The sequence below is a fragment of the Amycolatopsis rhabdoformis genome, assembly GCF_035918295.1.
Classification (GTDB): domain Bacteria; phylum Actinomycetota; class Actinomycetes; order Mycobacteriales; family Pseudonocardiaceae; genus Amycolatopsis; species Amycolatopsis rhabdoformis.
Genome location: NZ_CP142149.1, coordinates 756617 through 779401 on the forward strand (window position 1 = coordinate 756617; position 22785 = coordinate 779401).

Here is a 22785-nt window from a genome sequence, read left to right on the forward strand (position 1 = left end):
CGGGCTGGTGCACGACAGGCCTGGCTGCCCCGCGTAACGCCGGCCGGACCGGCCCGATAGAGGGGCGTGACCGACTTCCCGCCCGCGCCGGCGGCGGCGTCCCGCGACCGCCGGTTCTCGCCGGTTCTCGCGATGTTCCTCGTTGTCCTCGTGGCCGGGGTCGCGCTCGCCGTGGCCGGGCTCGTCGAGGTGCTGAGCTACCGGGTCGCGACCGTCCGGGAGGATTCGATGGGCACGACCGTCGCGCCGGGCAGCGCGGCCGTCTACCGCCCGAGTCGGGAGATCCACCGAGGTGATCTGGTCATCCTCGAGGCCGACGCCCTCGAGGACAACGCCCGCGGCGTGGTGCTGAAGAGGGTGATCGCGGTCGCCGGCGACGAGATCCGGTGCTGCGACCTCGACAAGCGGATCGTGCTGAACGGCAAGCAGATCGTCGAGCCGTATCTCGATCCCACCGTGTCGGCCGCCGACGCGGCCCTGCCCTTCGAGACGAAGGTGCCGCCGGCCTCGGTCATCGTCGCGGGCGACGAGCGGGACAACACATTCGATTCGCGCGTGTACGCGAAGCCGGGTGTGCCGGGGGGCGGCGCGATTCCGCTGTCCGAGGTGGACGGTGTGGTGGTGGCGACGGGAAGCTTCTTCTGGCCCGACACGGTCGAGCCCACCACCGCGTTCACCGCTGCGGGGTTCACCGGACTGTCCACCGAGGACACCGGTCCGATCACCGGCCGTCTGCTGGTCGCCGGCGGGGTGCTGGTGTTCCTGCTCGGCTTCACCGGCGCGATCGTGACCCGCGTGCGGTCCGCTCGGAAACGGCGGAACGCGGCCGGCCCACCCTGGCAGTGATCACGCCCGGACCGGTCGAGTGGCAGGGCCCGGAATCCCGCGTAACGAAGGCACGACCGGCCCGATAGAGGGGCGTGACCGACTTCCCGGCGCCACCGGCGGCGCCGTCTCGCAGGCGCCGGTTTTCGCCGTTCCTGGCGCTTTTCGTGGTATTCGTCGTGACCGGTCCCGCGCTCGCGGTGACCGGGGCGCTGAACCTGTTCGGCTACACCACGGTGCGCATCGACGAACGGGACATGGAACCCACGGTCGAGTCCGGCGAGCCCATGGTCATGCACTGGGCCGGCAGCCACGACCTCCACCGGGGCGACCTGGTCCTGGTCCAGCTCGACGCGTTCCCCGACGTGCCGGCGGGCTACCACCTCCTCAGCCGGGTGATCGCCGTCGGCGGTGACCGGGTGGTCTGCTGCGGGCCCGACGACCGCCTGCAGGTGAACGGCAAGTCCGTGACCGAGCCCTACCTCGATCCGGCGGTGCCGCCCTCGGACGCCGCCCGGGGTTTCTCGGCGCAGGTGCCGCCGGGTTCGATCTTCGTGGCCGGCGACCGGCGGGACATCTTCGAGGATTCCCGCAGGTTCGTCTTCGAGCGCGGTGGCGGCGCCATTCCCTTGTCCAAGGTGGACGGTGTGATCGTCGCGCGGGGGACGGTGCTGAACTCCGTGAACCTCACCCCCACCACGGCCTTCACCGACGCCGGCCTGCCCGGCGCGGCCACGGCGGACACCGGTCTCACCACGGACCGGCGCTTCGTCACCGGCGGGGTCGCGCTGTTCCTGCTCGGGTTCGTCGGCTTGATCGTGACCATCGCGCGCTCCGGGCGAAGACGGCGAAGGGCGGCCGCGGGCCCACCCCTGTACTGAGCGGTCCCGTGATGACGGACCGTGCCGGGTCACCTACTTTCGGACGTGGCCCGGCGAATGGTGAACTCCTAACCTCGTGGTTCGAACCACAGTTACCGGATTACCGGTGACCGGACCGGACGAGTCGGTGAAGGAGACGCGAATGAGGGCACGCGGGTTCGGGCGCATCGCGGCGATCGCGCTGGCAGTGGCGGCGCCACTGGGTGTCGGGGCGATCGCGGGGCCGGCAGCGCAGGCCGCCGCCACGACGACGGTGTACTACTCGTCGACCGGGGCACCGGACTACGTCGCGCAGATCGATCAGGGCGCGGCGAACTGGAACGCGGCCGTGACGGACGTGAAGCTGGTGAAGCGCTCGTCCGGGGCGACCGTGGTGATCCACGAGATCCACAGCGGCGGGTCGTACACGCAGACCGACGGACACGGGCACGGCGACGTGTACCTCGACACGTCCCAGGTGGCCGAGGGCTTCGATCCCACGCGGATCGCGGCCCACGAGCTGGGCCACAACCTGGGCCTGCCCGACGACTACGAGGGGCCGTGCTCCGAGCTGATGTCCGGGCACGGGCCGGGCACGTCGTGCACGAACGCCAAGCCGAGCGCGGCCGAGGCGGCGAAGGTGCAGCAGCTGTGGCGCAACGGGTTCGGGGGTGTGAAGGGCGTGGGTACGCGCGTGACTGCCGGCGTCTACTGACGAGGACCGGGTGCCGTTCCGGGGCCGGGCGGGCCCTGGGGCGGCGGCCCGGCGCCCCTTCAAGCGGAGCGGCTCACCGCCACGTCGCGGCCGATGCCGCGCAGCACCTCGACGCGGTCGGAGCCCGGACGGCTGAGCACCCAGCTCGAGCCGGGCACCGCTTTGGCGCGCTTCTTCAGCGGGGCGAGCAGTCGGGAGGCTTCGCGGTAGGACGGGATGGAGCCGCTGCCGCACACGAGGGTGGCCAGCGACACGGTCACGGGCATGCCCTCGGCCGACCAGCGCGTGTCGAGCAGGGCGCCGGCCACGGTGCCGATCTCGTCCACGTCGCAGACGATCAGGAAGTCGTCGCCGCCGACGTGGCTCACGCGCATGCGCGGCAGGCGGCGCGAGAGGCCGGTGAGGGTCTCGCCGAGGGCACGGATGAGGTCGTCGCCCGCCGCGAAGCCGGCATTGTCGTTCACCGATTTGAAGGAGTCGACGTCGAGCCACGCCGCCACGAACTGCTCGCCGGTGGAGATGCGGCGTTCGATGTCGCGCGCGACGCTCTCGCTGCCCGGCAGCCGGGTGAGCGGGTTGAGGGTCACGGCCTCTTCGACCTTGAGCTCGGCCACGCCGCGGACCACCTCGGTCACCAGCACCACGCCGACGGCGCGGCCCGCGTTGTCGACCACCACCACGTCGTCGCCGGTGCGGCCCCAGTCGGCGTCGGTCACCAGCTCGAGGAATTCCAGCGCGCTCGCCGTGGCGTCGATGGTGTGCGGTTTGTCCGCCAGCCGCTCGGCCGGGCGCTTGGCGTGCAGCGCGTGGCCGTACGGGCCGGTCACGGCGACCAGGAACCGCGTGCGATCCACCGACCACTGTGGACGGTGGTGCTGGTCGACGCCGACCACGCCGGTGGGAGCGTCGGCCGCCGCGAGGACCTCGCGCACGTCGTCGCAGGTCGCGTCGGAGGGCAGCGTGGTGGCCGGGCGCAGGAAGTCGCCGACCTTCGGGGCGGTGGGCGGCGCGGGCGAGCGGCGGTCGTCGGGCACCACGGCGCCGGCCGAGGTCGCGCTGCGGTGCGCGGCCGGCGGCGCCAGCAGGTTGCCCTGCGCGATGCGCACGCCGAGGCTCTGCGCGGCGTCGAGCTGCGGGCCGGTCTCGATGCCGGTCGCGACGAGCCGGATACCGGTGCGGGTCGTGAAGTGCAGCAGCGATTCGACGACCGCGACCGAAGCCGGTTCGTCCGGCAGACCGCGCAGCACGCTCCGGTCGAGTTTCACCAAATCCACCGGCGCCTGGGCCAGCAGGGCGAGCGGAAGGTCGCCGCGGCCGAGTCCGTCGAGCGCCAGCCGGAACCCCAGCTCCGACAAAGCCCGCATACCGCCCAGAAGGCGATCTCCGGGCAGGTGCGTGAACGGCGGGCCGATCTCGAGGACCACGTCGCGCGTGCGGCGCCCGGCCGCACCGAGCTCGGTGATCAGCTCGTCGAACGCGGCGGGGCCCGACGCGAGCGTGCGGGCGGAGATGTTCAGGTGCAGGGGCAGCGCGCTCGGGCGCTCGGCTTCCTGGCGCACCGCGGCCGCGGCCAGGCCCAGGTCGACCTCGGCGAGGCGGCCCGCGCGGCGGGCTTCGGCGAGCAGCTCGTGGGCGGTGCCCTTGCCGGGCCGGGCGAGCGCTTCGTACGCGACAACGCCGCCGGTGTGCAGGCTGTACATCGGCTGGAAGGCGAACCGGACCGCACGGGGCGTCGTCACCCGGAGATCGTCGCATCCTCTCGCGCGGAAACGAAACCGTTGTCAGCAGATGTTCACCGTGCGGGAACCTGGTTTACCTCAATCGCACTAGCGGAATCGGCAGTGATCACCCGTTCGGGATGGATTTCCATCCGCCGTTCGGAAGTGTGAAAATTCCCGTCTTCGCTCTGGGAGCGCACGCGCCCGCACACGGTACGTGGTGGTGTGGTTCGCGCCAGTGACCAGCGGCTCCGTCCGCGCCTGCCTTGATCGACAACTCGAAGAAGTTTCGGATACGGAATTCGCGGAACGCACCCCGCCCGGCGCGCCGGTTCCGCATGTGGCACCGCTCCCGGCTGCGCACCCGCGCATTCGGGCGTCGATTCCGGCCCGGTTCCCGGCTGTCTCCGAACACCGGGTCTTCCGACGTCCGGTTTTCCCACACCTGCCTTTCAACGCACTGTGCCGAATCGCGTTCGGTCGGTGATCACCTTCGGCCGGCCAGACGCGTGCGCAACCGCGGTGGCGCCGCGCGGAACAGCCGGGCCATCGCCGCCGCCGTGCCCGGCAGATCTTCCCGCCCCGACGTGTACGCCCGCTGCGCGTCGCCGGGCAACGTGAAGAACAGGTCGAAGAACTCGGCGAGCTCACTCGGTGACATCCGGCGCAAAGCGCGCAATCCGTACTGGCGCAGGGAATGCACGGCGCGGGCCTCGGCTGTCCACAATGTCCGGTGGGCCGCGCGCCGGGCCGCCGGCGGGCCCGCTTCGAAGGCACCCGCCAGCGCCGCGGCCACGCGCGGGGCGAGCCGCAGCGCCGTCGCGACGCTGTAGCCGGTGGCCGGGTGCACGAGCCCGGCCGCGACTCCGAACGGCACCGCCCCGAACGCCCCTGCCCCGAACGCCACGGCCCCGATCGACCCTGCGCCGATCGCCCCCAGCGTCCCGCGGCCTGGCACCGGTACATCGAGCACGATCCGCACCCGCTCCTCTCGCCCCCGCGGCCGCAACCCCACCCCGGTGAGCCGCGTCCGCAGCCGCGCCGCGAGCTCCTCGACCGGCACTCCGGGCCGGTGCGCGAGCGACGTCTCCTCCACCAGCACCGAGCCGTCACCCAGCGGCAGCAGGTACCGGAAGCTCGGCGCCCCGTCGCGCCAGTCCATGAACACGGCGGTGTCGGCGGCCCCTGGCACCAGCCGCTCGGCCTCGGCGGCCGGCAGCACGAGGCCATACGCCGTCTGCTCCGCGCGCTGCCCCCTCGGCGGCCCGCCGGACAGCACGCGGTGCACCCCGGACGCGTCCACGACCACCGCGGTGGCGAGCCGCCGGTCGTCGGCGAGCACCACCGTGGAGCCGTGCCGCCCGTGCTCGGCGTGCGCCACCCGCCCGGCCACGACCGTGACCGGCGCGGCCGTGAGCCACGACCGCAGGCCCGCGTTGTCGAGCACGAGGTAACCGCGGTCGAGCCGGTGCTCGCGCGTGCCGAAGGCGACCGTCGAGCCGGGCGCCGCCGCGATCGTCTCGCGGGGCAGGCCGGGCAGCTCGTCGGCCCACACGCCGTAGGTGTTGCGCCACGGCGCCGCCGGCGCGGCGTCGACGAGGGTGGTCGCGAGGCCGCGCCGGGCGCAGGCGCGCGCGAGCGCCCACCCCGCGGGGCCGCCGCCGGCGATCAGCACGTCCGTCACCGCTCCGAGTTTGCCGGATCCGGCGCGTCCGCCGGTGCCGGGCAACGGGACAGATACGGTGGAGCGCATGGCTGAGACCGACCCCCGAGCCGCGCGCAGGGATCCGGCGAGCTCGGTGGGCGGGTTCACCGACCTCGCCACGAGCCCGTTCCGCATCGACCGCGACCGCATCGCCGCGTCGCCGTTCTTCGCGCGCCTCGGCGGGGTCACGCAGGTGGTGTTCGCCGGCGGCGCGGGCCTGCTGCACAACCGGCTCACCCACAGCCTCAAGGTCGCGCAGGTCGCGCGCGCGATCGCCGAGCGGATCACCGGCGCCAGCGAGTCGGCCGAGCTGGCCGCGAAGCTCGGCGGCTGCGACCCCGACGTGTGCGAGGCCGCCGCGCTCGCCCACGACCTCGGCCACCCGCCGTTCGGCCACCTCGGCGAGCAGACGCTCGACCGCATCGCGCGCCACCGCTTCGGCCTCGCCGACGGCTTCGAGGGCAACGCGCAGACGTTCCGCATCCTCACGACCACCGACGTGCGCGGGCCGTCGGCCATCGGGCTCGACCTCACCGCGGCCGTGCGCGCGGCGGTGCTCAAGTACCCGTGGGCGCGTCTGCACGTGCCCGAACCGCACCCCACGTCGATGCCGACGCCGCCGCGGGGCGCGGCCGAGCCCGAGGGCTCACCGGGCACGGGCGCGAGCAAGTTTTCCGCCTACGCCACGGAACTCGACGACTTCGCGCAGGCGCGCGGACCGTTCGCCGCGCGGCTGGAGCCGTGGCAGCAGACGGTGGAGGCGTCGGTGATGGACACCGCCGACGACATCGCCTACGCGATCCACGACCTGCAGGACTTCCACCGGATCGGCGTGCTGCAGCACGCGCCGGTGGCCGCGGAGCTGGGGGAGTGGCTCGACCACGCGCTCGAGCTGGCGGCGCTCGACGACGAGCGGCTGGTCGCCGAGCTGCGCCGGCCCGGCCGCTCGCTGGAGCAGATGCGCCGCCGCATGCACCTCAAGGACGGCTGGATCGTCGACGACGACGCGTTCGCCGCCGCCGTGCGCCGCGTGCAGCGCGAGCTCGTGGCCGGCCTGCTCGAAAACGGCTTCGACGGCTCGATCGAGGCCGAGCAGGCCACGGCCGCCTTCTCGGCCAACTGGACCTCGCGGCTCGTCGACGGTGTTTTCGTGCTCTCGTCGCCGTCCACCCGCTCGGGGCACGTGTCGCTGCGCACCGCGCAGTGGCACGAGGTGCAGGTGCTGAAGTTCGTGCACCGCCGGTTCGTGCTGCTGCGCCCCGACCTCGCGCTGCACCAGCGTGGGCAGGCCAGCCTCGTGACCTCACTCGTCGACGCGCTCGACGCGTGGCTGCTCGACCGCGACGAGGTGAGCCGCCTGCCCCGGCGCCTCTACGACCTCGTGGAGCTGGCGCAGGACGAGTACGCCGGTCTCGTGCGCACCATGCCGGAGGTGCTCGTGGGCGCGACCGGCGAACGCGTGGCGGGCCCCGATGCCGTGCGCAGCCTCGCGCGCGGCCGGGCCGTGGTCGACTTCGTGGCCTCGCTCACCGACAAGCAGGCCGTGACGCTGCTCGACGCGCTGACCGGGCGCGCCACGCAGCCGTGGTCCGACTCGTTCGTGCTCTGAGCCCGGGCGCTGCCGCTGAATGGCCTACGACCTCCGGCGGGTAGGGGAAATTAACGGCCATACGTCACCCTAACGGCGGGTTTTTCCCTTTTACTCCCGGTACTTAGCTGGATCCAGCCGGTGATCACCGGCGTTGGCCAGCGTGAGTCGGGGCACGCGGTGCGAGATTCGGAGGCGCACGTGCGTCGAAGCCGTTCCAGTCGAGCCGTACCGAGACCGAGAGCCAGATCCCGCGCGACCGCGATCACCGCGGGCGCGGCGGCGTTGATCACCGCGCTGGGACTCGCCGCCCCGCCCGCGGGCGCCGCGACCGCGTCCCCGGATTCCTTCTCCGCCAACGCCGCGAAGCAGATCGCGGCGCTGCAGGCGGTGAAGACCGGCCAGACGAAGGCGGAGTCCAAACTGGACAGCCGCCTGCTCGTGACGCAGAAGCTGCGCTCACAACGGCTGAGCGCCTCGGCCGTGCCCGCGCTGGGGGCGGGCACGGCGAGCACCGCGGTCGTGGACATCCGTGCCACCAAGGTGTCCGACGCGCTGGTGAGCGATCTGCGCAAGGCCGGCGCCGCCGTGCGCACGGTGTCGCAGAAGACGGCGAGCATCCGCGCCGAGGTGCCGCTCACCGCGTTGCCGGCGATCGGCGCGCGCGCCGACGTGAAGCGGGTGGAGACCGCCGACCGGGCGATCACCGCTCGTGAGCTGGAAAACAAGGCGTCGCAAGGAAAAGCGGCTCCGGTCGAGACGAAGCAGCAGAAGGCCGACCGCCTCGACGCTGCGCTGAACCAGGCGCTGGCGGCCAAGAGCAGCCGGGCCGCCGCGGCCACTATCACCAGTGAAGGCGACCGCGCGCACAACGCCGACCTCGCGCGCCAGCAGTACGGCGTCACAGGCACCGGCGTGAAGGCGTGCGCGCTGTCCGACGGCGTCGACTCGCTCAAGGTCTCGCAGGCCAAGGGTGAGCTGCCGGCCGTCGACGTCGTGCCCGGCCAGGCCGGCGACGGCGACGAGGGCACCGCGATGCTCGAGATCATCCACGACCTCGCGCCCAACGCGGCGCTGGGCTTCGCGAGCGCCTTCGAGTCCGACGCGAGCTTCGCGGACAACATCCGCAAGCTGCGCTTCGAGTCCCACTGCGACGTGATCGTCGACGACGTCATCTACTTCAAGGAATCGCCGTTCCAGGACTGGATCATCGCCCAGGCCGTGAACGACGTGACCGCCGACGGCGCGCTCTACTTCTCCTCCGCGGGCAACGAGGGCAACGTCGCCGACGGCACCGCCGCCCACTGGGAAGGCGACTTCGCCGACTCCGGCAAGGCGGTCGGCAAGTTCGCCGGCACCGCGCACAACTTCGCCGGCGGCGCGGGCAACCAGATCTTCGAGCCGATCTCCGACGCCTCCTCGGCGAACATCCCGGTCACGCTGCACTGGTCCGACCCGCTGGGCGCCGCGGCCGACGACTACGACCTCTACCTGCTCGACGCGGCGGGCAACGTCGTCGCGTTCAGCCAGGACGTGCAGGACGGCACCCAGGACCCGTACGAGCAGCTCGCCACCCCGCTCTTCGGCGGCACCGGCCTGCGGCTCGCGGTGGTGAAGTTCGCGGGCGAGGGGCGCTACCTTTCGCTCACGGCGTTCGGCAGCCGCTTCCGCGACTCGGCCGACGGCTTGAAGGCCTACAGCACCCCGGGCGTCACCGTCGGGCACTCCTCGGCGCGCGACGCGTTCTCGGTCGCCGCCGCCCCGGCGGCCGTCGCGTTCGGCCGGGCGCTCGAACCCGGTGACCCGGCCAACCCGACCGGTCCGTTCCCCGGCGCGTTCTCCTCGGCGAGCAAGGCCGAGCGGTTCAGCTCCGACGGCCCGCGCCGCGTGTTCTTCGAGGCCGACGGCACCCCGATCACGCCCGGCAACTTCTCCGCCACCGGCGGGGAAGTGCGGAACAAGCCGGAGATCACCGCGGCCGACGGCGTGCGCACCTCGGTGCCCGGCTTCGACCCGTTCTTCGGCACCTCGGCCGCCGCGCCGCACGCGGCCGCCATCGCGAGCCTCGTGCTCTCGGGCAACCCGGGGCTGTCCGGGTCCGACGTGCGCGACGCGTTCCTGAACACGGCGGTGGACATCGAGGCGCCGGGCAGCGACAACCTCACCGGCGCGGGCGTGGTCCTCGCCGACAAGGTGCTCGCCTACACCGGGGCCAGCCCGCAGCCGTTCGCGCAGGCCCAGCAGCCCACCGTGACCGGGCCCGGCGGTGGCAGCACCGTGGACCCGGGTGACACCGCGAAGCTCACGCTGCCGGTGCGCAACACCGGCGACGGGGTCGCGTCCTCCACCAGCGTCGTGCTCACCACCTCCACGCCCGGCGTCACGATCGCGCCGCGCGCGAAGTCCTACGGCACGATCAGCCCGGGCCAGACGGGGGTGAACGACTTCACGATCACGGTCCCGGCGAGCCAGGGCCTCGGCGTGCCGGTGGTGCTGGCCGCCAAGGTCACGTTCGCGGGTTCGTTCTCGCCGGTCACCAGCACGTTCGCGCTGCCGGTGGGCACGCCGTCGCCGGTGGTGCAGACCTTCTCCTACACCGGCCCGCCGGTGGCGATCCCGGACAACTCGCAGCTCGGCGCCTCGGTGCCGCTCGTGGTGAGTGGCGTCGGGGCGGCGTCGAAGGTCTCGGTGTCGATCGACGGCTCGAGCTGCACCGCCGACGAGGGCTCGACCACGGTCGGGCTCGACCACAGCTACGTCGCGGACCTGGTCGGCACGCTGACCTCGCCCTCGGGCGCGTCGGCCACGCTGTTCCAGCGCGCCGGCAGCGGCGGCAACAACCTCTGCCAGGTGGTGTTCGACGACGGCGCCGCGCCGCTGCTGAGCGACATCGGTTCGCAGTTCGCGCCGTTCACGGGCACCTACCGGCCGATCGACCCGCAGACCCCGCTCGGCGGGACCTCGGCCGACGGCACGTGGACGTTCAAGGCGACCGACGTGGCCGGCGGTGACACCGGCTCGATCCGCAGCGTTTCGTTGCACGTCAACGGATACGCGGCGGCGGGGCAGGCCGCTCCCGCCGGTTCGGCCGCGCTGGTCCGCCCGGTGGTGCACGCGGGTCCGGCCATCGCGTAGCGCTTCTCCTGGATGCGGGGCCGTCGCGAGGTTCGCGGCGGCCCCGTACCGTTTCCTCCTATGGCGAGGTCGGTCGCGGGCGGGGGACGGGCGGTCGAGATCGCGCCCGAACGCCTCGCCGGCTGGTTCGACCGCTTCGCCGCGCGCAACGACGGTGTCGAGACCACGGAGCTGAGCCCGGCTTCGGTGCGGGTGCTGGCGGGCAACGGCGCCACGGCCACCGCGACCGTCCCGTTCGGACCACTGCCGCTGCCGGTCGGCGACGCGGACCCGACCGGCGACACCGACCCGGCCACTCGCACGGACAGGGCCACCGACCGAGACCTGGCCACCGACCCGGCCGCCGTTGCGCATACGGTCGCCGGCCTCGCCGTCGAACCCCTCGTCGCCCACGTCCTCGTGCCCCGGCTCATCGCGCTGCTGCTGGTCCGTCTCGGCGGGCACTCGCTCGGTCTCGCGCACGGCGGCCGGGTGGTCCTCTCGCGCACCGACCGCCACCACGTGCAGGGCCGCAGCGCCGCCGGCGGCTGGTCGCAACAGCGCTTCGCCCGCCGCCGCGCGGACCAGGCCCGCACGGCCCTGCGCTCGGCCGCGGACGACGCGGTCGAGGTGCTGGTGCCCCGGCTGTCCGAAGTGGACGCGGTCTTCCTCGGCGGCGACCGCCTCGCCCTCGACCACCTGCGCGCCGACCCGCGTCTGGTGCCGTTGTTCGACCGCGCCGAACCCCGCGTCCTGCCGGTGCCCGACCCGCGCCGAACGGTGCTGGCCGAAGCCGCCGAGCGGGCCCTGGCGGTGGAGATCGTGCTGCGCGAACCGTGACTCCTGCCACGGTGGCGGAAAACCGGTGGAGGCGCACCCGTACACTGGGTTCCGTGGAGCGGGAGATCCTCACGGAGTAGCTGCGGCACCGGGCGCCCAAGACCAGTCCTTTCGCGGGACGGCGGGCCGCGCCGGTGCGCGCTGTGCTGTCCACGTCCACCCCCGAATCCGGGAGTTCCCTTGATCACGGCCACTGGCCTCGAGCTGCGTGCCGGCTCGCGCATTCTGCTGAACGGCGCCACCCTCCGCATCCAGCCCGGCGACCGCATCGGCCTCGTCGGCCGCAACGGTGCCGGCAAGACCACGTCGCTGAAGGTCCTCGCGGGCGAGGGCGAGCCCCACGCCGGTGAAGTGCGGCGCAGCGGCGAGCTCGGTTACCTGCCGCAGGACCCGCGCGAGGGCGACCTCTCCGTCACGGCGAAGGACCGCGTGCTGTCCGCACGCGGGCTCGACGCGCTGATCCGCAACATGGAGAAGGCGCAGACCGCGATGGCGGAGCTGGCCGACGAGAAGGAACGCGACAAGGCGGTGAACCGCTACAGCCGGCTCGAAGAGCGGTTCGCGTCGCTGGGCGGGTACGCGGCCGAGAGCGAGGCCGCGCGCATCTGCTCCAACCTCGGTCTCGCCGACCGGATCCTCGAGCAGACGCTGAACACGCTCTCGGGCGGCCAGCGCCGCCGCGTGGAGCTGGCGCGCATCCTGTTCGCCGCCGCCGAGGCGGGCGCGGGCGGCAAGTCCGAGACGATCCTGCTCCTCGACGAGCCCACCAACCACCTCGACGCCGACTCGATCTCGTGGCTGCGCGGCTTCCTCAAGCAGCACGACGGCGGGCTCGTGGTGATCAGCCACGACGTGGAGCTGCTCGCCGACGTGGTGAACAAGGTCTGGTTCCTCGACGCCACCCGCGGGGAGATCGACCTCTACAACATGACCTGGCAGCGCTACCTCGACGCGCGGGCCACGGACGAGAAGCGCCGCCGCCGCGAGCGCGCCAACACCGAGAAGAAGGCGTCGGCGCTGCAGCAGCAGGCCGCGAAGCTCGGGGCCAAGGCGACGAAGGCCGTGGCGGCCAAGAACATGGCGCGCCGCGCGGAGCAGATGCTCTCGGCCCTCGACGAGACGCGCCAGGCCGACAAGGTGGCGCGGATCAAGTTCCCCGAGCCCGCTCCGTGCGGGCGCACGCCGCTCACGGCCGACGGGCTCTCGAAGTCCTACGGTTCGCTCGAGATCTTCACCGGCGTCGATCTGGCGATCGACCGCGGGACGAAGGTCGTGGTGCTCGGGTTGAACGGTGCCGGAAAGACGACTCTGCTCCGGCTGCTCGGCGGAATGGAAACTCCGGATACCGGTTCGGTGGAGCCGGGTCACGGATTGCGTTTGGGCTATTACGCACAGGAACACGAAACTCTCGACCATGATGCGAGCGTGTGGGAAAACATCCGACACCTCGCGCCGGACACGGGTGCTCAGGAGTTGCGCAACCTGCTCGGTTCGTTCCTCTTCACGGGGGAACAGCTCGACCAGCCCGCCGGCACGCTTTCCGGCGGCGAGAAGACCCGCCTGGCGCTGGCCGGACTCGTGTCCAGCGCGGCCAACGTGCTGCTCCTGGACGAACCGACCAACAACCTCGATCCGGCCAGCCGTGCGCAGGTCCTGGACGCCTTGCGCAGCTTCGCCGGTGCCGTCGTGCTGGTCACGCACGACCCGGGCGCGGTGGAAGCGCTGGAGCCCGAGCGCGTGATCCTGTTGCCCGACGGAACCGAGGATCATTGGTCCGCCGATTATCTGGAACTTGTCCAGCTAGCGTGATCAGATACGGCCATTTGGGTGCTTGCCACGCTCCGTGAAGCACTTGAATGGCCCAATGTGATCGCAATTTCGGCTGTTTTACGTCTGTCGTCTGGCATTCCGCGCCGCAGTGTTCGATCATTGCCCCGGCAGGGGCCGTCAAATGGCCCAGAACTCCACTCGGCGGGAAGGCGATCGACGTGGCTGATCTCAAGAAAGGCGCGCGGATCACCGGCAACACGCGCGACAAGCTGGCCGCTGACCTGAAGAAGAAATACGAGAAGGGCTCGAGCATCCGGGCCCTCGCGGAGTCCACGGGACGTTCCTACGGGTTCGTGCACCGGGTTCTCTCCGAGTCCGGGGTCCAGCTGCGGGGGCGCGGCGGGGCCACGCGGGTCAAGAAGAAGTAGCACCACCAGGCCGACTGCGCGGGGGGCGCAGTCCCTGTTCGGCCGCTCGGAACGTCAGCACTCCTCCGAGCAGCACCAAGGGATAAACCAGGTAGCCGTAGCGGGTTGCCGGGGTGAGCAGGACCAACGCGCCGAGTCCGACGGCGATCCGCAAGAGCGCGGCGGATCCCGTCGCGGGGGACGGCGCACCAGCCACACCAGCATCGCCACGGCCGCGGCTGCCACCAGGACGAGTGAGATCACGCGGCCCGCTGAGCCGGTTTCCGCGATCAGGTGGCCCGGAAGCGGGCTCGCCGCGGGAGAGCGCACCACGCCCATCCCGAGCGGAAACCGGATCACGTGCTCCACGAACGCGTCCGGGTCCACGAGGTACACCGGCAGGTGCAGTACCACGGTCGCACTGACCAAAGTGGTCACGAACCACGCGAGCGCCTTGCGGTCGCGGGAATTCCCGTTGCGCGTACGGAACAACACGAAGACCGCGAGCACGGCCGCGGCCGGCGCGACGATGAGTTTCGCGCTGATCACGAGCGCCAGCACGAATCCCGACCAGCCCGCGCGGCCGGTTGCAGCGAGTGCGCAGGCGAGCACGAGCAGTCCCACAATGGCGAGATCGGGACCGGCGACGGACCACGTCAATGCGGTGAGTGGGCACGCGATTGCCAATTGTGCCGAAAGAACCGGAATTCGCGGCCATTTCAGCATTCGTAGTGAACCGATCACGCAGAGAGACGCACAAAGTGCGAACATCCACCGGGCATCGGTGAGCGCATTGGTGAACGGTGTTCCGCCGAACAACGCGCGCGGAAGACCGAACACTGTCATCACCGGTCCATACGGTGTGTAATCGTTCACTTCCGGTGCGCGTCCGAGAGCGGTCACGTCGATATAGGGCGTGCCGTGCTGCAGGAACAGGCTCGCGCTGCGTTCGATCACCCACACCTCGGGCTGCGCGGCCCAGGAGAACGGCGTGATGAGCCAGTCGACCCCGGTCAGTCGGCGAATCACGAGCACCACGAGCGGGATGATCATCGCCAACAAGCCGATCGCCGCGATACCGCACCACCGGGAGCCGAGCGGGCCGCGGGGCGTGCGCCCGAGCCGGGCCGACACGAGCAGCCAGCCACTGTGGGCGGCCCCGAAGCCGTAGCCGGCCGCCGCGAAGGTGCCCCAGATGCGGTAGCCGTAGAACTCCGACTTCAGCGCGCTGATCAACGCGAAGGCGAAACATCCCAGGTAGAACACGACGTCCCAGGTGAGCACGCGCCCCGCCCGGCCCACGACGGCCCGGGCCGGCGCCATCAGCAGCTGCACCGCTTCACCCCTCATCACCTGACCGTCCGGTCGAGTCAGGCTACCGAGGGCGCCCGGATCACCCGTGCTCGCCCGTTCGGCGCAGTTCGTGCAGCCGGGGCGCGGTGGGGGACGGCGGGGGAGCGGCGAGGGCGGCGGTGGAGAGTTAGGCTGCGGCGCCGAGGTCGCCACCGGGCAGGTGGTCGTACCGCCGCGCGGGCCGACGAGGGCCGCGCAGGACGCCGAACGGCGGCTACGGGACCCTGCGGCCGGACAAGTGGTCGCCGGGCCGTGAGCGGCGGCGTGGACCGGGCGTTCGCGATCGGTGAACAGCACCGGGAAGAACTCGGGACGAACCGGCGTTGTGCTGGGCATCTCAAGAATAAAGCTCAGGTAAGCTAGAGGTTTTGGCGGTCGGGGGAAAGGGTCTTGATGGACAACTCGTGGGCGTTGCTCGGTTCCGTGATGCGCGGGGCCGACACGCCGAGGGCGCTCACGCGCGGCACGCTGAAACGCGTGGCGCGCTTCGCCCGGCCGCACTGGATGCGGCTGCTGATCTTCCTGGTGATCACGGTGGTCTCCGCCGTGCTCGCGGTGACCACGCCGGTGCTGGCGGGCAAGGTCGTCGACGCGATCGTCGGCGGCCACGACGTGTCGACGATCGTGTGGCTGGCCGTGGTGATCGCGGTGCTGGCCATCCTCGACTCCGGGCTGGGGCTCGCGGAGCGGTGGCAGTCGGCGCGCATCGGCGAGGGGATCATCCTCGACTTGCGGGTCGCCGTGTTCGCGCACGTGCAGAAGCTGCCGATCGCGTTTTTCACCCGCACCCGCACCGGCGCGCTGGTGAGCCGGCTGAACAACGACGTGATCGGCGCGCAGCGCACCTTCACCGCCACGCTGTCGGGCCTGGTCACCAACGTGATCCAGCTGGTGCTCTCGCTCGCGGTGATGGTCACGCTGTCGTGGCAGGTCACCGTGTTCGCGCTGGTGCTCCTGCCGATCTTCGTACTGCCCGCCCGCCGGCTCGGCCGCCGCATGGCCGGGCTGCAGCGTGAGTCGGCGCAGCTCAACGCCGGCATGACCACGCAGATGACCGAGCGGTTCTCGGCGCCGGGCGCCACGCTCGTGAAGCTCTTCGGCCGCCCGCACCAGGAGGTCGGCGAGTTCAGCGACCGCGCCGGGCGCGTGCGCGACATCGGCGTGCGCACCGCGATGCTCACGCGCTGGTTCATGACCAGCCTCACGCTCGTGTCGGCGCTCGCGCAGGCGCTGGTCTACGGCCTCGGCGGCTACCTCGCCGTGACCGGCCAAATCGCGCCCGGCACCGTGGTGGCGCTCGCGCTGCTGCTGACCCGGCTCTACGCGCCGCTCACGGCGCTGGCCAACGTGCGCGTGGACGTGATGACCGCGCTGGTGTCGTTCGAGCGGGTCTTCGAGGTGCTCGACCTCGAGCCGATGATCAAGGAACCGGAGAAGCCGAAGGCGCTGCCCGCGGGTGGCGTCGCGGTGGAGTTCACCGACGTGCGCTTCGGCTACCCGGCGGCCGACCGCTTCTCGCTGGCGTCGCTGGAAGACGTGGCCACTTTGGACAGCCGCGGGGGTGAGGAAGTGCTGCACGGCATCAGCTTCCGCGCCGAACCGGGCCAGATGGTGGCGCTGGTCGGCTCCTCGGGCGCCGGCAAGTCGACCATCGCCTCGCTGCTGCCGCGCCTCTACGACGTGGACGGCGGCGCGGTGAAGCTGTCCGACGTGAACGTGCGCGACCTCGATTTCGCGACCTTGCGCGCCACGGTAGGCGTGGTGACGCAGGACGGGCACCTGTTCCACGACACCATCCGCGCCAACCTGGCCTACGCCCGTCCGGACGTGACCGACGACGAGATCTGGGAGGCCCTCACCCAGGCCCGCCTCGAGCACCTCGTGCACTCCCTGCCCGACGGCCTCGACACCACCGTCGGCGAACGCGGCTACCGCCTCTCCGGCGGCGAACGCCAGCGCCTCACCATCGCGCGCCTCCTGCTCGCCCAGCCCAAGGTCGTGGTGCTCGACGAAGCCACGGCCCACCTGGACTCCGAATCGGAAGCCGCGGTCGGCGAGGCCCTCACCGGCGCCCTGCAGGGCCGCACCGCGCTCGTGATCGCCCACCGGCTCTCCACCGTGCGCGCGGCCGACCTGATCCTGGTGGTCGAGGACGGCCGGATCGTGGAGCGCGGCACCCACGACGAGCTGCTGGCGCGCGGCGGCCGCTACGCGGAGCTGCACCACACGCAGTTCGACGAGGAACCGTCCGCGGTCGCCTGACGAGCGGTGAAGGGCCCCTCACGGAACACGCCGTGAGGGGCCTTTCACGACTTCGGCTGTGAAGGATCAGCCCCGCTCCGCCAAACTCTCGAACGTCGCCTCCACCAGTGCCATCTTCCGCGGGTCGTCCCGCAGCAACGGCCCCATCCGGTTCATCACGTACCCGAAACCCACGCCCGCCTCCGGGTCCGCGCCGCCGGCGGAGCCACCGAGGCCGTCGTGGCCGAAGGCGGCCGGGTTGGGGCCGAAGCTGTGGGTGTCGCTGCCGAGGCAGTAGCCCAGGGTCCACTCGTTGGGCACGCCGGCGACGAGGTCCACTTCCTGGCCCTGGCCGGCGCGGGCCCGGGCCAGCGCGGCGGGGGAGAGCAGCCGGCCGTCGGCCAGGGCGCCGTAGACGGTGGCCAGCGCCCGTGCCGTGCCGTGGCCGTTGAGCGCGGGCAGCACGGCGCGCCGCCAGGCCGGGTCGTTGGCGTGGTGGCCTTCCGGGCGCGGGTTGACCATGGCGGCCAGCGCGATCGGGCCGGCGTTCGCGAACGCCTCGGTGAGCGCCGTGGTCATCTCCGGCGTGAGGACGGGTTCCACGAGCGTCGAGCAGCGGCCGAGGTCGGCTTCGCGCACGCCGATCGAGAAGTCGGCGTCCAGCGGGCCCGCCACCTGAGCCGCGAAGAACTCGTCGACTCCCTGGCCCGAGACGCGGCGCACGACCTCGCCGACGAGGAACCCGAACGACAGCGCGTGGTACCCGCTGGCGCTGCCCGGCGGGAACAGCGGCGCCTGCGCGGCCAGCAGGCCCGTGATGTGGTCCCAGTCGTAGAGCTCCTCGATCGTCACCGGCCGCTCGAGGCCGACGCCGACCACACCGGAGCGGTGCGAAAGCAGCCAGCGCACGGGGATCTCGCCCTTGCCCTCGGCCGCGAACTCCGGCCAGTACCGCGCCACCGGCGCGTCGAGGTCCAGCTCACCCGCGTCGGCGAGCAGGTGCGCGCACAGCGCGGTCATGCCCTTGGTCGTGGACCACACGTTGGTGAGCGTGTCCGGCCGCCACGGTGTGGTGCGGTCCGGATCCGCCCAGCCCGCCCACAGGTCCACCACCACCTCGCCGCGCACCACCACGGCGAAGGCCGCGCCCAGCTCGTCGCGCTCGGAGATGTTCTCGACGAACGCGCGCTGCACGGCCTCGAAGCCGGGCTCGCACGTGCCGTGCAGGGTCACCGCGGTCTCGTCCACGTCCCGCCTCCACTCGACACCGACTGGTCGGTACGCCGAGGTTGGCAGCACGGACCCGGCCCGTCAAGACCTCCCGGGCCGGGTCCTGGGTCACCGGGAACGGGCCCGGTCCGCCAAGCGGTTACCGCAGTGCCGGCACGCGCGGGAGGTACTTGGCGAGCAGTGCGGTGTTCGCCTCGTCGCCACCCTCCACATTGGAGCTGCGCCACAGCGGCACGTCGAGACCTTCGGCCGTGCCGCGGTCGTAGACCTCGGCCAGGATCAGGTTCCACAGGAACGCGTTGACCACAGTGGACAGTGGGGCGGTGCGCGGCCCGTCGGCGGGGTGGCTCGCGTCGCCGGGGATCACGAGCGAGTCGAGCACCACGGTGCCCTCTTCGACCAGCGTCGTGGCCGATCGGCGCGGAGCCGCGGCCACGCACTCGCGCGACGTCACGGCGATCACCGCGGCACCGCGGCGCCGCGCGCCGGCGGCGAGCTCCACCGGGTACGGGTTCACGCCGGAGGTCGAGAACACCACGAGCACGTCGCCGGGTCCCGGCGCGCGCTCGGCCAGCACCTCCTCGGCGAGGCCGCTGCGGCGTTCGGTCTTCGTGCTGTGCTGCGCGCCGTGCAGCGGCAGCAGCTCCGGGTGGTACAGCGGGTAGACGCAGGCGAGGCCGCCGGCGCGGTAGAACGTCTCGGCGACCGCGGCGAGCGAGTGCCCGGCACCGGCGGTGAACACGAGGGCGTCGGACCGGATCACCCCGAGCACGAGGTCGGCCGCGGCGCTGAGCGCTTCGGCGTTCGCCTCCTGCGCCGCCGCGAGCTTCTCCGAGGTGCTCTTCCAGATTTCCGTGGCGCTCACCACACCTGCCCTTCGTCGCGGGTTCGGGCGCCGAATGTATCGCTTGGACACGCTTCGTGGTGGATTAGCGTGGGAGCTGATCATCCGGGCGTTCCGGTGACTGGGAGGCGGCAGGTGGACGGAGTACCCGTCGTTTCGGTGCGGCGCGCGGCCGGGCGGACGAGGGCGGTGGCACTGGTGCTGCACGGCGGCGCCGAGCACGGCACGGCAGCGGTGGGGCCATGGCGGCTGGCGTACCTGCGCATGGTGCCGCTCGCCCGGGCGCTGCACCGCGCGGGCCGCAAAGCGGGCCTGGAGGTGCGCCTGGTGCGCAACCGCCGCTACGGCTGGAACGCGCCCGCCGAGGACCCGGTCGACGACGCCCGCTGGGCCCTGGAGCGCATCCGTGAGGACCACCCGGGCCTGCCGGTGGTGCTCGTCGGGCACTCGATGGGCGGGCGCGTGGTGCTGCGCGTGGCCGACGACCCCGCCGTGGTGGGCGTGTGCGCGCTCGCGCCGTGGACACCGCCCGGCGAGCCCGTGGACGCCGTGGCCGGCCGGTCCGTGGTGCTGCTGCACGGCACGCGTGACCGGATCACGTCGCCGCGTGACTCCCACGCCTTCGCCGAGCGCGCGCAGGAGCTCGCCAAGCGGATCGTGCGCTTCGACGTGACCGGCGAGGGCCACGCGATGATCCGGCGCCCGGCGGTCTGGACCAGGCTGATGTGTGCTTTCACACTGGAAGCGATCGACGCGGGCGAGACCGACGAGACTCTCCGGCAGGCGTGGACCCGGCCCGCGGACGAGCGGCTGCGCATCCCCGTGTGACCGGATCCGGCGACCACCGAGCAGCGCGAGTCGCGCGTGCCGGGAATACCATCAGTTGCGGGCGTATGAGCCCATTCCGGAGGGAGTGTCTTGTCCACCTCGAGTGTTGACCGAGCGGCGGGGCCCGCCTCGCAGCCGGTGCCGGACGAATCCCGGTGGCCGGGCCTGGCCACGCCACCGCACTCGCCGCTGCGCGCGCGGGCCGCGGAGGCGCTCTTCCGCCGTGCCGTGAAGAACATCGACCTGCGGGTCACCTTCCCCGACGGCACGGTGCTGGGCGCCGGCGGCCCCGAGTCGCCGGAGATGCGCATCCACCGGCCCGCGGCGTTCTTCCACCGCCTCGGCGCCGACGCGAAGATCGGCTTCGGCGAGTCCTACATGGTCGGCGACTGGACGGCCGAGGACCTCGCGGGCGTGCTCACGCCGTTCGCCGAGAAGCTCGCCACGGTCGTGCCGCCGTTCCTGCAGCGCTTCCGCCGCTTCGCCGAGCGCGTGCAGCCGTCGGCGGAGGAGAACACGATCGAGGGGTCGCGCTCGAACATCCACCGCCACTACGACCTGTCCAACGACCTGTTCAGCGCGTTCCTCGACGAGTCGATGATGTACTCCTCGGCGCTGTTCGGGCCCGGTGACACCCTCACGCAGGCCCAGCACCGCAAGCTCGACAGCGTGCTCGACTACGCCGGCGTGCGCGAGGGCAGCGAGGTGCTGGAGATCGGCACCGGCTGGGGCGAGCTCTCGATCCGCGCGGCCTCGCGCGGCGCGAAGGTGACGTCGCTGACCATCTCGCAGGAGCAGAAGGTGCTCGCCGACGCGCGGATCGCCGAGGCGGGGTTCTCCGACCGGATCGACGTGCAGCTGTGTGACTACCGCAACGCCACCGGCCAGTTCGACGCCGTGGTGAGCGTGGAGATGATCGAGGCGGTGGGGCAGTCGTACTGGCCCACGTTCTTCGCCACGATCGGCAAGCGGCTGAACCCGGGCGGGCGCTTCGGCCTGCAGGCCATCACGATGGACCACGACCGGATGCTGGCGGCGGCCAAGTCCTACACCTGGATCCACAAGTACATCTTCCCGGGCGGCATCATCCCGTCGGTGCAGGCCATCGAGGACGGCATGCGCGACAACACCCGCCTCAAGCTGGCCGGGATGCGCGAGTTCGGTCAGGACTACGCGCGCACGCTCAAGCTGTGGGGTGAGCGGTTCCACCAGCGCTGGGACGACATCCGCGGCTTCGGCTTCGACGACGTGTTCCACCGGATGTGGGAGTTCTACCTCGCGTATTCGGAGGCCGGATTCCGGTCCGGGCACATCAAGGTGCACCAGTTCGGGTTCGCCGACCCTCGCTGACCTGCGCTTTCCCTCCCCGATGAACCCCCGGTAGGTGCCGCACGTCCTTTGTACGAGGACGTGCGGTCTACTGGGCCGCACGAAATTTGCCGGATTCGGGGATTGGGTGATCGACCGATGACGTACGGAGGCGACGACGGCCGGCGGCGGGTACCGCCCAGGCCACCGCAGCCCGCCGCACGCCCGCGGCAGCATCAGCGGGCGCAGATGATGCCGCTGCCAGGCGTGAGCAGCAGCCCGTACGACGCCCGCACCAGACCCCTGGGCCAGCGCGGCGAAGCACCTGTGCCGCCGCCCGCGCCGCCCCGGCAGGCGCCGCCACGCCAGGCTCCGCCGCCCGGCCCGGCTCCGCGCCGGCGCCGCCGGTGGAGCTTCGGCAAGGTCCTGATGACGCTGGTGCTGCTCTTCGTCGTGTTCCTGGGCGGGATCTGGGCGTACCTGGAGTTCTCGATCAAGCGCGTCGACGCGCTGGCCGACTACGACGGCCGGCCCGCGGCCGCCTCGGGCACCAACTGGCTCATCGTCGGCTCCGACAGCCGCGACGGGCTCTCGGCCGCGGACGAGGAACGCCTGGCCACGGGTGACGTCGCGGCGGCCGGCGGCGGGCAGCGCACCGACACGATCATGATCGCGCACATCCCGGACAACGACACCAAGCCGACGCTGCTGAGCCTGCCGCGCGACTCCCAGGTGAAGATCCCGGGCCACGGCACGAACAAGATCAACGCCGCGTTCTCCCTCGGCGGCCCCTCACTGCTGGTGAAGACCGTGGAAGGCGCCACCGGCCTGCGCATGGACCACTACGCGGAGATCGGCTTCGGCGGCTTCGCGAACATCGTCGACGCGATCGGCGGGGTCGACATGTGCGTGGACAAGGACATGCACGACACCTTCACCAACATCGACATCAAGGCGGGCTGCCAGACGCTCGACGGGCGCTCCGCGCTCGGGTTCGTCCGCATGCGCCACAGCGCGGCGACCCCGCGCTCGGACCTCGACCGCGTGGCCAACCAGCGCAAGTTCATCGGGGCGCTGGTGAGCCAGATCGCGAGCCCGGGCACCCTGCTCAACCCGTTCGACTTCTTCCCGCTGCTGTCCTCGGCGCCCGACGCGCTCACGATGGACTCGGGTGACCACGTGCACAACCTCGCCGGCCTGGCGATCGCGATGCGCGGGATCTCCTCCGACGGCGTGCTCACCGGCACGGTGCCCGTGACCGACGGTTCGGCCGAGCACTGGGACAAGACGAAGTCGGCGCAGCTGTTCGACGCGCTGAAGAACGACACCGCGGTGCCGGAGACCGCGGTCGTCAAGTAGGTACCACGAGAGAACGCCGGGGCCCGCCGTGGTGCGGACGGCCCCGGCGTTCTCCGTCTCCGGGCTTTATTGCGGTGTCA

The 22785-nt window shown here is 71.9% G+C and carries 16 protein-coding genes and 1 pseudogene; 12 read left to right on the top strand and 5 right to left on the bottom strand.

What is annotated here, in order from left to right; all coding sequences use genetic code 11:
• Positions 1-66 precede the first annotated feature (66 nt).
• The 3 genes from lepB (VSH64_RS03570) (at position 67) to VSH64_RS03580 (ending at position 2400) form a co-directional block, all read left to right on the top strand.
• A complete protein-coding gene (lepB, locus tag VSH64_RS03570) occupies positions 67-846 on the top strand; it encodes a signal peptidase I (protein WP_326834001.1) in 780 nt (259 codons plus the stop codon).
• Positions 847-1004: 158 nt separating this feature from the next.
• Positions 1005-1706, top strand: coding sequence for a signal peptidase I (gene lepB / locus VSH64_RS03575; RefSeq protein ID WP_326834002.1), 702 nt, complete (start codon positions 1005-1007; stop codon positions 1704-1706).
• Between the two features lie 142 nt (positions 1707-1848).
• Positions 1849-2400: a snapalysin family zinc-dependent metalloprotease gene (locus VSH64_RS03580; RefSeq protein ID WP_326834003.1), complete on the top strand. Its 552-nt coding sequence runs from the start codon at positions 1849-1851 to the stop codon at positions 2398-2400.
• Between the two features lie 59 nt (positions 2401-2459).
• Here the strand turns inward: VSH64_RS03580 and VSH64_RS03585 are convergent, their stop codons facing one another.
• Both VSH64_RS03585 and VSH64_RS03590 read right to left on the bottom strand, forming a co-directional pair.
• Positions 2460-4139, bottom strand: coding sequence for a GGDEF domain-containing protein (locus VSH64_RS03585; protein WP_326834004.1), 1680 nt, complete (start codon positions 4137-4139; stop codon positions 2460-2462).
• Positions 4140-4605: 466 nt separating this feature from the next.
• On the bottom strand, positions 4606-5802 hold the full coding sequence (locus VSH64_RS03590) for a lycopene cyclase family protein (RefSeq protein ID WP_326834005.1): 1197 nt from the start codon (positions 5800-5802) through the stop codon (positions 4606-4608).
• A gap of 67 nt (positions 5803-5869) precedes the next feature.
• On the opposite strand from VSH64_RS03590, the gene VSH64_RS03595 reads away from it, so the two are divergent.
• The 5 genes from VSH64_RS03595 (at position 5870) to VSH64_RS03615 (ending at position 13563) form a co-directional block, all read left to right on the top strand.
• Complete coding sequence (locus VSH64_RS03595; RefSeq protein ID WP_326834006.1) at positions 5870-7432, top strand: deoxyguanosinetriphosphate triphosphohydrolase family protein; 1563 nt, start codon at positions 5870-5872, stop codon at positions 7430-7432.
• A gap of 264 nt (positions 7433-7696) precedes the next feature.
• Positions 7697-10546 (top strand): S8 family serine peptidase, encoded by a 2850-nt coding sequence (locus VSH64_RS03600; RefSeq protein ID WP_326834007.1) that lies wholly within the window; start codon positions 7697-7699, stop codon positions 10544-10546.
• 60 nt (positions 10547-10606) lie between these two features.
• Positions 10607-11365 (top strand): acVLRF1 family peptidyl-tRNA hydrolase, encoded by a 759-nt coding sequence (locus VSH64_RS03605; RefSeq protein ID WP_326834008.1) that lies wholly within the window; start codon positions 10607-10609, stop codon positions 11363-11365.
• 180 nt (positions 11366-11545) lie between these two features.
• Positions 11546-13174, top strand: a complete 1629-nt coding sequence (locus VSH64_RS03610) for an ABC-F family ATP-binding cassette domain-containing protein (protein WP_326834009.1) — start codon at positions 11546-11548, stop codon at positions 13172-13174.
• 179 nt (positions 13175-13353) lie between these two features.
• The gene (locus tag VSH64_RS03615; protein WP_003071237.1) at positions 13354-13563 is read left to right on the top strand and encodes a helix-turn-helix domain-containing protein; all 210 of its coding nucleotides are present in this window, start codon (positions 13354-13356) and stop codon (positions 13561-13563) included.
• Here the strand turns inward: VSH64_RS03615 and VSH64_RS03620 are convergent.
• Positions 13550-14865, bottom strand: a pseudogene (locus VSH64_RS03620) (glycosyltransferase 87 family protein). The gene VSH64_RS03615 and the pseudogene VSH64_RS03620 sit on opposite strands and share 14 nt — an antisense overlap.
• A 423-nt stretch (positions 14866-15288) precedes the next feature.
• Between VSH64_RS03620 and VSH64_RS03625 the strand changes: the two are divergent.
• Positions 15289-17157, top strand: coding sequence for an ABC transporter ATP-binding protein (locus tag VSH64_RS03625; protein ID WP_326834010.1), 1869 nt, complete (start codon positions 15289-15291; stop codon positions 17155-17157).
• A 66-nt stretch (positions 17158-17223) separates the two neighbouring features.
• Here the strand turns inward: VSH64_RS03625 and VSH64_RS03630 are convergent, their stop codons facing one another.
• Positions 17224-18384 carry a serine hydrolase domain-containing protein gene (locus VSH64_RS03630; RefSeq protein ID WP_326834011.1) on the bottom strand — a complete coding sequence of 387 codons (1161 nt, stop codon included), beginning with the start codon at positions 18382-18384 and terminating at the stop codon, positions 17224-17226.
• Positions 18385-18505: 121 nt separating this feature from the next.
• A complete protein-coding gene (locus tag VSH64_RS03635; RefSeq protein ID WP_326834012.1) occupies positions 18506-19234 on the bottom strand; it encodes a sugar isomerase domain-containing protein in 729 nt (242 codons plus the stop codon).
• Positions 19235-19345: 111 nt separating this feature from the next.
• Between VSH64_RS03635 and VSH64_RS03640 the strand changes: the two genes are divergently transcribed.
• The 3 genes from VSH64_RS03640 to VSH64_RS03650 all read left to right on the top strand — a co-directional run bounded on the left by VSH64_RS03640 (position 19346) and on the right by VSH64_RS03650 (position 22705).
• Positions 19346-20038 (top strand): alpha/beta hydrolase, encoded by a 693-nt coding sequence (locus VSH64_RS03640; protein WP_326834013.1) that lies wholly within the window; start codon positions 19346-19348, stop codon positions 20036-20038.
• Positions 20039-20128: 90 nt separating this feature from the next.
• Positions 20129-21388: a cyclopropane-fatty-acyl-phospholipid synthase family protein gene (locus tag VSH64_RS03645; protein ID WP_326834014.1), complete on the top strand. Its 1260-nt coding sequence runs from the start codon at positions 20129-20131 to the stop codon at positions 21386-21388.
• Between the two features lie 117 nt (positions 21389-21505).
• Positions 21506-22705 carry an LCP family protein gene (locus tag VSH64_RS03650; RefSeq protein ID WP_326834015.1) on the top strand — a complete coding sequence of 400 codons (1200 nt, stop codon included), beginning with the start codon at positions 21506-21508 and terminating at the stop codon, positions 22703-22705.
• The last annotated feature ends 80 nt before the right edge of the window (positions 22706-22785 follow it).

Bases quoted from the DNA above. Each gene is read 5' to 3' on its own strand.
- VSH64_RS03580 (WP_326834003.1), top strand. From the start codon at position 1,849: ATGAGGGCACGCGGGTTCGGGCGCATCGCGGCGATCGCGCTGGCAGTG.
- VSH64_RS03595 (WP_326834006.1), top strand. From the start codon at position 5,870: ATGGCTGAGACCGACCCCCGAGCCGCGCGCAGGGATCCGGCGAGCTCG.
- VSH64_RS03605 (WP_326834008.1), top strand. From the start codon at position 10,607: ATGGCGAGGTCGGTCGCGGGCGGGGGACGGGCGGTCGAGATCGCGCCC.
- VSH64_RS03625 (WP_326834010.1), top strand. From the start codon at position 15,289: ATGGACAACTCGTGGGCGTTGCTCGGTTCCGTGATGCGCGGGGCCGAC.
- VSH64_RS03650 (WP_326834015.1), top strand. From the start codon at position 21,506: ATGACGTACGGAGGCGACGACGGCCGGCGGCGGGTACCGCCCAGGCCA.